Source organism: Chryseobacterium sp. HR92 (genome assembly GCF_045689405.1).
GTDB classification, from domain to species: Bacteria; Bacteroidota; Bacteroidia; order Flavobacteriales; family Weeksellaceae; genus Chryseobacterium; species Chryseobacterium viscerum_A.
In genome coordinates, this window is record NZ_CP139139.1 from 5,154,878 (window position 1) to 5,170,950 (window position 16,073).

General features: G+C 34.5%; 11 protein-coding genes. 6 read left to right on the plus strand and 5 right to left on the minus strand.

Annotated features, from left to right (window positions below):
* Position 1: 1 nt before the first annotated feature.
* The 4 genes from fabG to SFA27_RS23235 all read right to left on the minus strand — a co-directional run bounded on the left by fabG (position 2) and on the right by SFA27_RS23235 (position 4,598).
* On the minus strand, positions 2–745 hold the full coding sequence (gene fabG, locus SFA27_RS23220) for a 3-oxoacyl-[acyl-carrier-protein] reductase (protein WP_047377912.1): 744 nt from the start codon (positions 743–745) through the stop codon (positions 2–4).
* A gap of 170 nt (positions 746–915) precedes the next feature.
* Positions 916–2,427, minus strand: coding sequence for a WG repeat-containing protein (locus SFA27_RS23225; RefSeq protein WP_407295242.1), 1,512 nt, complete (start codon positions 2,425–2,427; stop codon positions 916–918).
* Positions 2,428–2,433: 6 nt separating this feature from the next.
* Positions 2,434–3,108, minus strand: a complete 675-nt coding sequence (gene rsmI / locus SFA27_RS23230; protein ID WP_047377914.1) for a 16S rRNA (cytidine(1402)-2'-O)-methyltransferase — start codon at positions 3,106–3,108, stop codon at positions 2,434–2,436.
* 2 nt (positions 3,109–3,110) lie between these two features.
* Complete coding sequence (locus SFA27_RS23235; protein WP_407295245.1) at positions 3,111–4,598, minus strand: hypothetical protein; 1,488 nt, start codon at positions 4,596–4,598, stop codon at positions 3,111–3,113.
* A gap of 61 nt (positions 4,599–4,659) precedes the next feature.
* On the opposite strand from SFA27_RS23235, the gene SFA27_RS23240 reads away from it, so the two are divergent.
* The 6 genes from SFA27_RS23240 (at position 4,660) to SFA27_RS23265 (ending at position 13,397) form a co-directional block, all read left to right on the plus strand.
* Positions 4,660–5,247, plus strand: a complete 588-nt coding sequence (locus tag SFA27_RS23240) for a thymidine kinase (protein ID WP_047377916.1) — start codon at positions 4,660–4,662, stop codon at positions 5,245–5,247.
* A gap of 166 nt (positions 5,248–5,413) precedes the next feature.
* Positions 5,414–7,861, plus strand: coding sequence for a bifunctional UDP-N-acetylmuramoyl-tripeptide:D-alanyl-D-alanine ligase/alanine racemase (locus SFA27_RS23245; protein WP_407295249.1), 2,448 nt, complete (start codon positions 5,414–5,416; stop codon positions 7,859–7,861).
* Positions 7,862–7,863: 2 nt separating this feature from the next.
* Positions 7,864–10,023, plus strand: a complete 2,160-nt coding sequence (locus SFA27_RS23250) for a patatin-like phospholipase family protein (protein WP_407295252.1) — start codon at positions 7,864–7,866, stop codon at positions 10,021–10,023.
* A gap of 5 nt (positions 10,024–10,028) precedes the next feature.
* Entirely contained in the window at positions 10,029–10,448 is a 420-nt protein-coding gene (ybeY, locus tag SFA27_RS23255; RefSeq protein WP_047377919.1) for an rRNA maturation RNase YbeY, read from the plus strand.
* Positions 10,449–10,595: 147 nt separating this feature from the next.
* Positions 10,596–12,458 carry a tRNA uridine-5-carboxymethylaminomethyl(34) synthesis enzyme MnmG gene (gene mnmG / locus SFA27_RS23260; RefSeq protein ID WP_407295254.1) on the plus strand — a complete coding sequence of 621 codons (1,863 nt, stop codon included), beginning with the start codon at positions 10,596–10,598 and terminating at the stop codon, positions 12,456–12,458.
* Positions 12,459–12,575: 117 nt separating this feature from the next.
* A complete protein-coding gene (locus SFA27_RS23265) occupies positions 12,576–13,397 on the plus strand; it encodes a class I SAM-dependent methyltransferase (RefSeq protein WP_407295256.1) in 822 nt (273 codons plus the stop codon).
* 1,461 nt (positions 13,398–14,858) lie between these two features.
* On the opposite strand, the gene SFA27_RS23270 is transcribed toward SFA27_RS23265, so the two are convergent.
* A complete protein-coding gene (locus SFA27_RS23270; RefSeq protein ID WP_407298190.1) occupies positions 14,859–16,049 on the minus strand; it encodes a phosphoglycerate kinase in 1,191 nt (396 codons plus the stop codon).
* Between the last annotated feature and the right edge of the window lie 24 nt (positions 16,050–16,073).

Below are 16,073 nucleotides of genomic sequence, written 5' to 3' on the forward strand. Positions count from 1 at the left end.
TTTAAGTTAACATTCCACCGTCAACGTTTAACGTCTGTCCGGTAATGTACGCTGACATTTCACTGCCCAGGAATACACATGCATTCGCGATATCTGCAGGCTGCCCTCCTCTTTTCATTGGAATTTCTTCTCTCCATCCCTGAACTGTTTTCTCATCAAGAACAGCAGTCATTTCCGTTTCAATGAATCCCGGAGCAATAGCATTACATCTGATATTTCTTGATCCTAATTCCAGTGCCACAGATTTTGTAAACCCGATAACCCCAGCTTTAGACGCTGCATAGTTAGCTTGTCCGGCATTTCCTTTCACACCTACTACAGAAGTCATATTGATGATAGATCCAGATCTGGCCTTCATCATTGGCTTGATTACCGCTTTGGTAAGGTTAAAAACTGAATCTAAGTTTACTTTGATTACTTTATCCCAGTCTTCTTTGGACATTCTCAATAATAGGTTATCCTTTGTAATCCCTGCATTGTTTATCAAAATATCAATCTGCCCGAACTCTGCCATTACATCTTCCACCAATTTCTGAGCCGCGTCATAATCTGATGCGTCAGACTGATATCCCTTAATTTGGGTTACAGAACTTAAAGCTGCTTCTAATTCTTTTGCTTTGTCTACAGAGCCCGCGTAGGTAAATGCTACTTTTGCCCCTTGCTGAGCAAACATTTCAGCGATACCTTTACCGATTCCTCTTGTAGCTCCGGTAATTAGTGCTACTTTTCCTTCTAATATTTTCATATCTATTGATAATTATTTTCTTTTAACTCATTCAGCTTGTGACAGCTGACTCTTATATTTTCTACAATTCCTATCCGGAATTAAACGGTTTGCAAAGATATTATAAATTGTTATTCAACCCATTTAAATTGTTAAAATACTGGATTTTTTTGATGATTATTTGGATTTTATTAAAGCTGAACAGAATTATTTTTAAATCTTGTGAAATAAATAAAGTCTGTTTTTTTGATCCCATCCAGCTTCAGTACTTCTTTCTGCCAGAAATATTTATCATAAATAATTTCTTTCAAAGGTTCATTCTGAAAGTTTGAAACTCCGAATTTTCCTTCTTTTTTTACTACAATTTCGTTTTCAGCATTTCCGAATGTGATGATATCTTCGTAAATAAAGGGAACAATTTCTGTTCCTTTTCCATCCAGAATGCCATATAAATTGCCTGTATTTTTACATACCAAGGGTTTTGAATACTGATTAAGCGGATTAAAATATTCAACGTCTTCATTTTTGATCTGACTGATGTTCTTCAATTCTACCGATGAACCATCCTTCACAGAAAATCTATAGTAATGATCCTGTTTTCCAATAATAAGATTGTCCGGATAAAAACCTAAAATCTGTACTCCTTCTCCAACAATATTTTTAAGATCCTTATCCAGTAATTTTTCGTCATTTCCTTTTTTAAGGTAGATAAAATCTTTTCCTGAAATGGTAAAAGCCTTGATAAAATCATATTCCTGAGGAATAATGATATTCCCTTCCAGATCAACTATTCCGGATTTTTTTACTTTTTCATTATAAACACTGAAGAAATTATTCAATAAAGGATTTACATATTTAAAAGTCTGGGGATACAGCTTCTGGTCTTTTTTATTGAAAACTGTTGCTTTCCCGTTTTTTATAAGGTAGATATACTCCTTTTTTCCAAAATATTCCGGCGTGATATCATTAAAGATTTCTTCTGCAATTATATTTTCTTCTGCATCTATCAAGCCGTATTTTCCTGTACTCTTATTTTTAGTAATCAGATAAGGATATGCATTGATATCTACCACCCTTTTAGAAAATTTATGCAGGGTCTGCCCATTATTTCCAATGATTTCACTCTCATTTTCTTCATTAATGATGAGTGCTTTATTATCTTCAAAATTGTAATCTTCCTTAAATTCCCGACTGCTGAGCTGTTTTCCGTTAAGGTCGTACAGAAACCATTTTTTATCTTTTAAAACAAAGAATCTGTCCTTTCCCGAAAAACGGATCTTTTCAGCATAAGGGATAATTTCTTTCCCATTATAGTCATAGACGGCTTCTTTATCCTGTTTTGAAGTAATAATACGGTCTTTGCTCCACCAGGGTGTATTGAATTCCTGATCATCCAAGGCAATGAATTCCTTTCCTTTTTCGTCAATAATGGCTGATCTTCTCCTATTTCCGACTTCAGAATAAAGAATAAATCTGTTTTTAAAAATATGTAAAATTCCTCCTCTGTAAGGAGATTCAAAGGTAACGGTTCCTAAAGAGTCTACTATTCCCTGCTTTTTAGAACCGGAATCATAAATTGTTCCGTATCCCTCCGAATAGGAATTCACCTCCTTTCCTGTCTTTTTTGACAGGATCACTTTCATATACTGGTTGGTCTGTGCTGTACAGACTACAGAACACAATATAAAGACTAATTTTTTCAAGAAAAATTAAATAGAATTGTTGACAATAAGAACGATCTCTCCTTTTAATGTTTTACTCTTGGAAAATTCAATTAATTCATTGATTGTTCCTCGTTTAGTTTCTTCAAATTTTTTAGAGATCTCACGGCTTAGGCTTACTTTGGTTTCTTCTCCAAAGAATTCTTTGATCTGCTCCAGAGTCGTGTTTATTTTATGGGGACTTTCGTAAAGAACGATGGTCTTTTTTTCTTCAGCAAGCTGCTTAAGCTTTGTCTGTCTCCCTTTTTTCTGTGGTAAAAAACCTGCGAATAAAAATTCATTATTGGGAAGACCTGAAACTACAAGTGCAGGAATGAGAGCAGTTGCTCCGGGAAGGCAGATCATATCAATATTATTGTCTGCTCCTGCTTTTGCCAGCAAGTATCCTGGATCCGAAATACCTGGTGTCCCTGCATCGGTAATAATAGCGATATTCTGACCGTTTTTAAGGTCTGTAATTACTTTCTCGGTTGCCTGGTGCTCATTGTGTAAATGATAAGATTTTAAAGGCTTTGAGATCTCAAAATGTTTTAAAAGTATTCCGGAAGTTCTGGTGTCTTCACATAAAATATAGTCAACTTCTTTAAGGACATTTACCGCCCTGAAAGTCATATCTTCCAGGTTCCCAACAGGTGTGGGAACAAAATATAAGATTCCGCTCAAAATTATAAGAATTTATTTTCCACCAATATCCAAAGTCTCTGAGCATATTCATCCACTTTATTCCATTTTCTTTCGTAATACAGATCACTAAGATACTCTTTGGCTTCTTCCAGTGTTTTGAACTGGTTCAGTTGAAATACCGTATCATTCAGATCTGTCTGACTTCCCTCAAAGAGCATTTTTGAAAAAGCAATCCTGTCATTCAGATCCAGTTTAAATTCCGGCTTCTGTTTGTCTGCTTCCATAAAATTGGTAGGAATATTAGACTTCAGAATACTTCCGGTATCTTCTTTCTCAAGCACAGATTCCTTTTCGTTAGGAAATTCTCTTTCCAGAGGATCATCATCAAAAAGTGACTGAACAGCCTTCAATCCTTTGATATTGGATAATTTTATTTTTTTCTCCTGATGGTATGCTTCTAAATTTTCAAAGCTTTCATCAGAAGGATGTTTTTCTGTTTCTTCGGCAGCAGGTTTATCGATTTCAACGATTTTTCTTCTGTCATAGACTTCAGCGAGGATGCTTTCCTCCTTGGGCTCTTCTACTGAATGATCATTTTTTATCTCACTCAGAATATTTTCTACATTGGACGTTTCTGTGGCCAGTTCTCCCTGTTCAATAGAAACATTTGAAGCAACAAACTGCTCTTCATTTTCTTCAATCAGTATTTCATCTTCCAGGGTTTCTGTATCAAAAATACTTGGAATAATTTCCGTCACAGAAAATTTAGTATCATTTACCTCGGCAAAATCAGTTTCTTTTTTTGATTCCTGTTCAATGTTTTCCTCTTCCTGATCATCTATTTCATTCAGTTGGTTATTGAAAATAGCTTCTTCCTCCGTCACTTCATTATGAAACAGGTCTTCATTGAGATCTTCATCAGAATCCGGTGTAGAATCGGCAAGAATTTTTTCTTCATCCACAAAGCTCAGAACAGCTCTCTGCTCTTCTGAAATTTCATTTTCATCAATTTCGTTCAGTTGATTATTGAAAACGGCTTCTTCTTCCAACGTTTCATGATCAGAAGTCTGTTCCTGAATATTTCCCGGTGTTTTTTCTTCGTAACCTTCTTCTGCAAAGCTTACCATATTTTCATGGAATTCATTTTCAACAATTTCATTCAGCTGATTATTGAAAACGGCTTCTTCTTCTTCAGATCCGGTTGAGAAAATTTCATTCTCATCAATTTCGTTCAGCTCATTATTAAAGATAGCTTCCTCCTCTGTCACCTCATTTCCTTTATCATAATGTTCTGTTTCTCCAGATACAAAAGAGATGTGCTGACTGTCCGGATGCTGTCCCGGATGATCTGTAACAAAATATTCAATATTCTTTTCCAGCAGTTTCAAAAAAGAAATCCTGTTAGCAAGCTCATCTACAAGATCTTGCTTGGAAAGTAATTCGTCCACGTTGCTTATTTTGTCCAGATTATCAATGATATTCATGGATTCAAAAAAAATCTTTTCCTTTAAATCTTGGATATTCTGCATAATAAGATTCTTATTAAAATTGCTTACTTTTGATGTTAAAAATATACGGCTAATTTAACAAATGTTTTTAGAAAATACAATTAATCATTCCAAACAAAGTGGTTGGATGGAAGTGATTTGTGGCTCTATGTTTTCCGGTAAAACCGAGGAACTGATCCGCAGATTGCGAAGAGCAGAAATGGCAGGACAGAATGTGGAAATTTTTAAACCAAAAATGGATGTACGGTATTCTGAAGAGGATGTAGTGTCTCATAATCAGAATAAAATCCGCAGTACAGCAGTGGAAAATCCTAATGAAATTCTTCTGTTGGCATCCAATTGCGATGTAGTAGCCATTGATGAAGCTCAGTTTTTTGATGAAAGTATTGTTGATGTTGCCAACCAGCTTGCCAATAGCGGGATCAGAGTAGTAATTGCCGGATTGGATATGGACTTTTTAGGCCGTCCGTTCGGGCCAATGCCCAATTTGATGGCCACTGCCGAATATGTCACAAAAGTGCATGCTATTTGTAAGAGAACAGGTAATCTCGCCAACTATTCTATGAGAACTTCCCAGGGAGATAATCTGGTAGAATTGGGAGAAACCGAAAGCTATGAGGCCGTAAGCCGCCGTGTATTTATTGACGAAGTACTTTTAAAAAGAAAATAAGGGATTGAATACACCCATAAAAATATATTCACTCAGTAAAAAATAAAGACGGAAAAGCAATAAGATAAAATCTTGAAAAAGAAATCAGTATAAATAATCGGTTTCTTATTTTCTTGCTGTTTTACTTCTGCTGTTTCGTTCAAAAAACAAAGCAGAAAGGGCACCAATGAACTATACAGTACAACACATTGCAGAGATCACCAATGCACAAATCATTGGAGATGGAAATTTAATGATCAAAAATATAGCGTATGACAGCAGGATTATTTATTCTACTAAAAATACTGCCTTTATTGCGATCAATACCCATAAAAATTCGGGTGAAAAATTCATAGAGTCTGCCATAGACAGGGGCATTAATGTCATTATTTCCGAACATCATTTTCCGGAATTTGAAAATATAACCTGGATCATTGTTGAAAATTCTGTAGAGTTTCTTCAAAAACTGGCAAAATACCATTTCGAAAATTCTCACCTCCAATCTGTTGGAATCACGGGAAGTAATGGTAAAACAATTTTAAAAGAATGGTTATATCAATGTCTCTGGAATGAATTCCCTACTGTAAAAAGCCCAAAAAGTTTTAATTCTCAGATTGGCCTTCCGCTATCTCTTCTTCAGATCAACAGTTCTCATCAGCTGGGAATTTTTGAAGTGGGAATTTCAAAGCCGCATGAGATGGAGAAACTTGAAAATATGTTCCATCCTCAGATCGGTTTACTTACCCACATCGGAACAGCCCATGCTGCCAATTTTTCTTCCGAGGATGAGCTTATTGATGAAAAGATCAGACTTTTTAAAAATTCTGAAGTCATCATTTATAATGGTGACAATTCTTTGGTAGAACAAAAAATTAAACAATCCTATCCTGATAAAAAATTAATTTCTTACGGTTTCAAAAAAAAGAATCAGGTTTTCATCAAAAGTAATGTTTCCAAAGATGACAACATTATTGTTGATTATTTTGGTGAAGAAATCACTTTTCCGGCACATCAGAGAGACGAAGCTACATTAACCAATGCTACAGCGCTTATCACAATCCTTAAGGAACTGAATATCGAAAATAAAAAGATCGTTGAAAAAATCAACCTTTTAAAAGCCGTTGAAATGAGGCTTGAAGCGATTGAAGGAATTAAGGGTAATATCGTCATCAATGATTCTTTTAATCTTGACCTTGATTCTTTGAAGACTGCCCTGCAGTTTTTGAATGAATATAACAAATCTAAAAAATCGCTGGTCTTAACAGACATCGTAGGGGTGAGTACCAATGTAAAAGAATTATATGAAGAAGTTTCTGAGTTGGTCAATGAACAGCATTTTGATTCTGTATTCTTAATCGGTGATGAAATATCAAACTTCAGTGAATTATTTAAAGCTAAAACATATACTTTTATTGATACTAAAGAGTTAATTGAAAGTAAGCACCTTACTGAAATAGAAAATCAGATTATCCTGTTAAAAGGAGCAAGAAAATTTGAAATAGAAAGACTTAAAGATATTCTTGAACTCAGAAAACATGATACGGTACTGGAAGTAAACCTTAATGCCATTCTTCATAATATCAACTATCATAAATCATTGCTGAAGCCAGGGACCAAAATGATGGCCATGGTAAAAGCCAATGCTTACGGATTGGGAAGTTATGAAGTATCAGAATTTCTTCAGCACCATCATATAGATTATCTGGGTGTAGCCTATGTTGATGAAGGGGTGGAACTTCGTAAAAAAGGAATCACAACTCCTATCATTGTCATGAATCCTGAACAGCACAGTTATCAGACAATCATAGAGTATAATCTGGAACCTGAAATCTATAGTTTCAGAGTATTGGAATTATTCTATGAGGCCGTTCAGAAATCAGGTTATGATAAGAAATATCCGATCCATATCAAACTGGAAACCGGAATGCACCGTCTTGGTTTTAAAGATTTTGAACTGGATCAGTTAAGTGAAACTTTAAGCCAGAAAAATGTGAAGGTGCAAAGTCTTTTCAGCCATTTATCCTCTTCGGATATGCCTGAGGAAAAAGAATTTACATTGAAACAGCTGGAAGTTTTTGAAAAGAATTCCAGTTACCTGATACAAAAATTAGAATACACTCCTCTCCGTCATATTCTGAATTCATCTGGAATAACAAGCTATACCAATTATCAGTTTGATATGGTAAGAATAGGTATCGGAATGCTTGGAGAATCTCCTGATAATGAAATTCAGAAGCAACTACAGTCTGTTGTAAGTTTTAAAACCGTAATTTCACAGATATCAATGGTTGAAAACGGTGAATCTGTAGGCTACAGCAGAAAATATAAAGCTGACCATCTTACCAGAATTGCAACAATACCTGTAGGATATGCCGATGGTATTCCGAGACTGATCGGAAATCAGGTAGGAAATGTAGGCGTCAGCAAAACGCTGGCACCCATTGTGGGGAATATTTGTATGGATATGATGATGATTAATATAGATAATATCCCGAATGTAAAAGAAGGCGATACGGTAACTGTTTTCAACGCCAAACCAAGTTTAAAAGAATTCGCAGCCTACTGCAAAACGATAACCTATGAAGTATTAACCTCCATTTCGCCTCGGGTGAAACGGATTTATATAAAAGATTAACTATGAGAAAACTCCTGATTCTGCTTTCCATATTCCAACTGTTATTGATCCATTCTCAGGTAAAAAAAGATTTGGTGATTCCTAAGAACCCAAAGATCGGACTCTCACTTGCTGGTGGCGGAGCCAAGGGGTTTTCACATGTAGGAGTTCTTAAAGTATTAGATTCATTGGGAGTAAAGGTGGACTATGTTTCCGGAACAAGTATGGGAGCCATTGTAGGTGGTTTATATGCCGCAGGCTATTCCGGAAAAGAAATAGAAAAAATTGTCATGGATACAGATTTCTATTCTTTAATTATGGATCCGAAATCGAGGCAGGAATCCAGTTTTTTCAACAAATCTGTAGACAAATACCTTTTATCCATTCCGCTAAAAAACGGAAAAATAACACTTCCATCTTCTATCAGTACCGGCCAGAGAAATGTTTATCTTCTGAAAGAACTTTTTAAAAACGTTTCCAATATCGAGGACTTTTCCAAAATGCCAATTCCATTCCTGTGTGTTGCAACCAATCTTGAAAGCGGCAATATGCAGATATTTGAAAAAGGCGATCTGGTACAATCAATTATGGCAAGTTCTGCATTCCCTTCTTTAATGGATCCCGTTAAAATTGGTGACAGTATTTATATTGACGGAGCTATGACGGTGAACTACCCTTCAAAGCCCTTAAAAGACAGAGGAATTGATATTGTCATTGGTGTAGATCTTAATCAGGATCTTTCAAAAAGAGAGGATTTAAACAATATTATATCCATCCTGAACCAGGTAATTGATTTCGGCATAAAGAAAGATACAAGAAAACAGTATAAATATACAGACATTAATATCAAACCCAATCTGAAGGGCATGTCTGCTACAAGCTACGATGATAAGAAAAAAATTCTGGACAGCGGATACGTAGAAGGCCTCAAATATTCCCAGGTACTGGATCAACTACCCAAACGTCCTTTTGACCGCCTCAGACAGCGTGTAAACCCTATATACTCCAATGTATACAAGATAGACAGCATTTCCATCGAAGGAAGTAAAATATACGGTAAAAACTACACGCTGGGAAAAATGGGACTCCGTCTACCCTCTTTACAGACTTATGGAAGCATCAATAAAATGGTAGATAAATTGGTGGCCACAAATAATTATCGCTTTATCAATTATGATATCGTTCAGGAAAATGACGCCAACTATTTAAAACTTTATGTCACTGAAGATGACACCCGCCATTTTCTAAAATTTGGTCTTCATTATGATGAAGTTTTCAAAACAGGACTGCTTTTGAATTATTCTGCAAAGAGGCTTTTATTTAAAAATTCTAATCTATCCCTTGATGTTGTCGTAGGAGACAGATTGAGATATTACCTGAACTATTTTATTGACAACGGATATATTCCGGGATTTGGTATTTACTCGTCCGGAATGAGCTTCGATATAAAAAATGTAGATAATTACGTAGTTGACCGCTGGGAATGGATCAGAAATGAGGCCTATATACAGTCTATATGGAAAGATAAATTTGCTATTGGAGGTGGTATCAGCCATGATTACTTCAAAGCGGAAAACAGCAATGGAGATAACAGACGTTACAGCCGTTTTTTGAACCCTTATATCTTCATAAAAACCGATACACAGGATGATAAAGAGTTTCCTACCAAAGGAATTTATTTTGCTGCAGAAGGAAAGGTAGTAGATCTTTTAAAATCTGAGGTTGATAAAAGGATAATTCAGATCAAAGCAGATCTTAAAATCAATATTCCTCTGGGCAAACAATTCACTTACCGCCTTAATGTGTTTGGAGGGGTTACTATTGGTGAAAATCTTCCTGCCTATTATCAATACAGATTAGGGGGAATTTTTGAACAAAATCTAATGAATTTTAAAAGCTTTGGAGGGTTTTATTTCGCCCAGCTTTATACTAATAATGTGATATTGGCATCCAACGATGTCCAGTTTAAATTTAACAAAAACTATTTTATCAGTGGAAACTTTACCTTTGCAAACCTATCAAACGATATCAAGTTTGAAGATGCAGTTAAAGTAAATTATAGCTCGCTGGGAATTACGGCCGGTTACAAATCTCCTTTCGGGCAGATAAAAGTAAACTTCAGCCACTCACTCAAAAATAACCAAAAAGGTATATTCAGTGTTATTTTAGGACACTGGTTTTAAAAAAAATGATACAGTTCTTTTACGAAAACTTACCAGAATCAGTAAGTACAGATTACAAAAAATGGCTGGAAGATCTTATTCTTTCAGAAGGAAAAAAGCTAGGAGAAATTAATTACATTTTCTGTGATGATGAATATCTTCTTAAGATCAACCAGGATTATTTACAGCATGATTATTATACGGATATCATCACTTTTGATTATGTAAAAGGCAAGACAATAAGCGCTGAGATTTTCGTATCTTTGCAGCGCATTTCTGATAACGCCTCTACCCTTTCCCGAGATTATGAAGAAGAATTAAGAAGGGTTTTAGCCCATGGTATTTTACACCTTGCAGGCTATAAAGACAAGACGGAAGAGGAAGAAAAAGAGATGCGGAGAATGGAAGATTTGTACTTGGCAAAATACAGGGATTTAAAGTTTTGAAATTGAACAATCACTTAAAGTCCCATACCTAAAGTACTCAATTCTAGTAATAATATAACTTTACTTAGAGTGCATTCTCCAAAAATGTTTCACGTGAAACATTGGTTATAAAGATAAGGTTTAAAGCTTAAAACAAGCGAGATAAAAATGATTTCAGAAATATATGATGTAATAGTAGTAGGTGCAGGACACGCAGGTTGTGAAGCAGCAGCAGCAGCAGCTAACCTCGGTTCAAAAACACTACTCGTTACAATGAATATGCAGACCATCGGACAGATGAGTTGCAACCCGGCAATGGGCGGAATCGCAAAAGGACAGATCGTAAGAGAGATTGATGCAATGGGAGGATATTCCGGAATTGTAGCAGACAAATCTGCTATCCAATTCAAAATGCTGAATCTTTCAAAAGGTCCTGCGATGTGGTCTCCGAGAACCCAAAATGATAGAATGCTTTTTGCCGAAGAATGGCGCTTAGCATTAGAGAATACTCCCAATCTTGATTTCTTTCAGGATATGGTGAAACAACTGATCGTTGAAAATAATAAAGTAACAGGAGTGGTTACTTCTTTAGGAATTGAGATCAAAGCAAAATCTGTAGTTCTTACTAACGGAACTTTTCTTAACGGATTAATTCACGTTGGAGATAAACAATTAGGCGGAGGAAGAATGGGTGAACCAAGAGCATTTGGAATTACAGAACAATTGGTCACTTTAGGATTTGAAGCTGGAAGAATGAAAACCGGAACTCCACCAAGAGTAGACGGAAGAAGTTTGGATTATTCAAAGATGGAAGAACAGAAAGGAGATGAAAATCCTCAAAAATTCAGCTATCTTGATACTCCGAAATTAACAAAACAATTAAGCTGTCATATCGTATATACAAACGAAACTGTACATGATATTTTGAGAGAAGGTTTTGACAGAAGCCCAATGTTCAATGGTACAATTCAAAGCTTAGGTCCGAGATACTGCCCAAGTATTGAAGATAAAATCAACCGTTTTGCTGAAAGAAACAGACACCAGCTTTTCGTAGAACCTGAAGGATGGAAAACTGTAGAGATCTATGTAAACGGATTCAGCTCTTCTCTTCCGGAAGATGTACAGATAAAAGCAATGAAACAGATTCCTGGATTTGAAAACGTAAAAGTATTCCGTCCTGGTTACGCAATTGAATATGACTACTTCCCTCCTACCCAATTAAAACATACTCTGGAAACAAAATTAATTGATAATTTATATTTTGCAGGACAGATTAATGGGACAACAGGATATGAAGAAGCAGCAGGCCAAGGTTTAATTGCTGGTATTAACGCTCATAATAAAGTTCATGAAAAAGGAGATTTCATTCTAAACAGAGACGAAGCTTATATCGGAGTCTTAATAGATGATCTTATCACCAAAGGAACTGAAGAACCTTATAGAATGTTTACTTCACGTGCAGAATACAGGCTTCTTTTAAGACAAGATAATGCAGATATCAGATTAACTGAAAAAGCTTACCAATTAGGATTGGCAAAAGAAGACAGATTAAGAAAAATGGAAACAAAAGTATCTGAAAGCCAATCACTTGAAGAGTTTCTTCGTGAAACCTCTTTAAAACCTAGTATTATTAATCCGGTTCTTGAATCTATAGACAGCAATCCGGTAGATCAGGCATACAGAGCTGCACAAATTCTTACCAGACCTCATATGACATTAGGAAAACTGGATGAAATCGATTTCATTAAAGAAGTTTCAAGCCAATACAACGATGAAGTAAGAGAACAGGCAGAGATTAATATTAAGTATAAAGGATATATTGAGAAAGAAAAAGAAAATGTAGCCAAATTGAACCGCCTGGAAAACATTAAAATTCCAGAGGATTTTGATTATACAAAGCTAAGCAGCCTTTCCGCAGAAGCAAAACAGAAGATGTCTAACGTACGTCCGAAAACTATAGCACAAGCAGGAAGAATAAGCGGGGTTTCTCCAGCTGATATAAACGTTTTACTAGTCTATTTAGGACGTTAAAAAAATATGTTTCACGTGAAACATTAAAAAAATAAAGCAAAAATTAAGGTATTTATGAGCATATATCAAGCTCAGGATATCTTAATTTTTTTTACAATATAAAAGATTACGATTTCAATGAAAATAAAAGATCATTTTCTTTCACAGGAAATTTTTGAAATTAAAGAGACAGAAACGAAAGGGGTATTCAGGACCACCCCTATTCCATCCAACATTTCCAGATATTATGAAAGTGAAGATTATATTTCTCATCATCAGGATTCCGGAAGTCTGAAAGAAAAGCTTTATAAATTTCTTCAGTCATTCAATCTTCAATACAAAAAAAATGTATTAGTAGACAGAATAAAAAAAGGATCACGAGTTCTTGATTATGGATGCGGCGCCGGAGAGTTTGTTAAATTTATAGAAAATGATTTTGAGACTTTCGGTTTTGAGCCTGATGCAGATGCAAGAAAAGCAGCACAGGGAAAAATAACGAAGGCTACTATATTGGATAATATCAATACAATTGAAGAAAACAGCTTAGATGCTATTACATTATGGCATGTGTTTGAACATATCGAGAATCAGGATGAAATGCTTAACATTTTTCACGAAAAATTAAAAGAAAAAGGAATTCTTATTATCGCTGTTCCAAACCCTACTTCATATGATGCAAAACATTATAAAGAATATTGGGCAGCTTATGATGTACCAAGACACATTTATCATTTTTCAAAAAACGGAATGGAAAACCTGATTTCAAAAAAATCAGACTGGAAAATGAGAAAAATCAAACCTTTAGTATTAGACTCTTATTACATCTCCATGTTGAGCGAAAAATACAAAAAATCACCCCTATTTTGGATAAAAGCAGTGGTCTACGGAACAATTTCTAACGTAAAGGCGTTATTTTCAAACGAATTTTCAAGTTTGATATACATTATCGAAAAAAGATAGAAAATCGATTTTTGGCCTATTTCTGAATGTTGATTTTCACCATTTTAAGCTTTAAAAACAAAAACTCAGGATTTTACTCCTGAGTTTTCTTTTTATCTGATAAAGAAGATTTTCAAAATTTATTCAATCTTATAAAAATTTAACATCCTTGTTGTATTTTTCAGAACTCTCCCCTACTCCATTTTTAAAAACAATATAAAAAAGGAAATAGGTATTTCTCTTATTCATTACCTAGAGCTTTCATTGAACATTTAAATCTGTATTCAATAGCTGCCTATAAATTGATATGAAACAAAAAAAATGTTCAAAATGATAAATTCCATCACAAAGGGTACAAATTCATCTTCAAAATAGAAAAAGGTATAAATACTCAGGAAAAGATAGTTTTTCAATTTTAGAAGCAAATATAGAGGTCAATTTTCAGGGGATTCAAAAAAAATCTCTTGAAGAAAAAATAATTTCATTCTAAATCAAAAAATAAAAATTAATACCTGGAATTTAAAACACCCCTACTCCATCCAATCTTAATCCAAAAAATTAAAACATATTTTAAAATATAATTTTCGAAGAAATGATAACTTCCGAAAATTACAATGAGAAGAAATTAAAAAATTAAAAATACAGTACTTAAAAAGTAATAATTGAAGATTCTTATAAAATATAAACTGATAGAAAAGAAAAATTCTTAAATAAGTCTGTTTTAAAAATTTAATGAAATTCGTTTATGAAAAAAATTGATTGTTACCTTCCTTTTATAGTATTAAATGAATAATTTTTAATCAAAATCTATAATGTCAAATGATAATCACTATATAATTTCATACTATAAAACAGTTTAATTACTGATATACAACAATATACAACATCATCACAAATATGTGAAATAAATAAGATATAATACTTTGCCTTAAAAATTATATAAAGTCAGCGTAAAAGTTAAAAAATAGACACTAATTACTATATAAAATCAAATTCCAAAAGAATTCGGAGATTCCCAAATTAAACCTTAAAGATATTATTCAAAAAAATTATAGTGTCACGCTCAAGAAATAATTAACGGGAAATACTCCCTTATCTGTCAGAAATTTTACTTCAAATCAAATCATTTTACCTACCTATTCAATCAAAACATACATAGCAATTAATGAAAAAAGTCTAACCTCTTCTCTCAACAAGTTTAGAATTTAACAGTAAAAAATATAGCCATTTACCACAATGACTAAGGTATGAAGTAGAGAACTGAATATCTAAAATTACTCAATTTTAAAATGAAAAGCCAAAAATAGAATCTACTAAAAACCTAAGTAACTGAAAGAGAATTAAACCTAAATCAATATAACCTGTGGTTATATCTAAAAACACATCCAAAACTTCGATTAATAAAGGCTTTTCTCACAATCTAATAAATAAAAAAAGCCTGCTAATATAATTAGCAGGCTATAAAATATCTATTCTTTTGTATTAATTATTGATTGCAGCTACACCTGGTAATTCAAGTCCTTCAAGACTTTCAAGCATTGCTCCACCACCGGTAGAAACATAACTTACCTGATCAGCATATCCGAATTGCTTAACAAATGCAACACTGTCTCCTCCTCCAACTAAAGAAAAAGCTCCTAATCTTGTTGCCTCAGCAATGCTCTCGCCCAATGCAACAGTTCCACCAGCAAAATTTGACATTTCAAAAACTCCTATCGGCCCATTCCAAAGAATAGTTCTTGAATTTAACAACACATCGTTGAACTGATCTCTGGATTTAAGGCCAGCATCAAGTCCCATCCATCCTTCAGGGATTGCGTAGATGTCAGCTTCTTTTCTTTCCACATCATTACTAAAACTTTCAGCGATGATAGCATCAGAAGGAAGATAAACTTTTACTTTATGTTCTTTAGCTTTCCCTAAAATCTCAAGAGCTAAAGGAAGTTTGTCTTCTTCTACCAAAGAATTACCAATTTTCCCTCCAAGAGCCTTAATAAATGTAAATGCCATTCCTCCACCTATAATAAGATTATCTACTGCAGGAAGAATATTTTCTATAATGGTAATTTTAGTTGAAACTTTAGATCCTCCAAGGATGGCCGTAACCGGTCTCTCACCACTCTTTAATACCTTATCGATCGCCTGAAGCTCATTAGCCATCAGTAAACCGAAATATTTAGTTGATGGAAAATATTGAGCAATCACTGCTGTAGAAGCATGAGCTCTATGTGCAGTCCCGAATGCATCATTTACATAAGCATCTCCTAATTTAGAAAGCTTTTCAGCAAAACCTGCATCTCCTTTTTCCTCTTCATTATGAAAACGTACATTTTCCAGTAATAAAATCTCCCCCGGTTTCAGTTCAGCAGCAGCTTTCTCTGCCTTTTCCCCAATGCATTCATCAACAAACTTAACCTCCTGTCCAAGAACAGCAGAAACTTCGCCAAGAATATGCTTAAGAGAAAATTCATCTTTAACCTCACCCTTAGGTCTTCCAAGGTGTGTTATTAAGATGACCGAACCACCATCATTAAGGATCTTCTCCACTGTTGGTTTCACAGCAACAATTCTCGTATTGTCTGTCACCTTCAGCTGATCGTCCTGAGGAACATTGAAGTCCACTCTTACCAGAGCTTTCTTATCTTTAAAATTGAAATCATTGATTGTTTTCATAAGTAGATTTATTTTTTTCTGAGT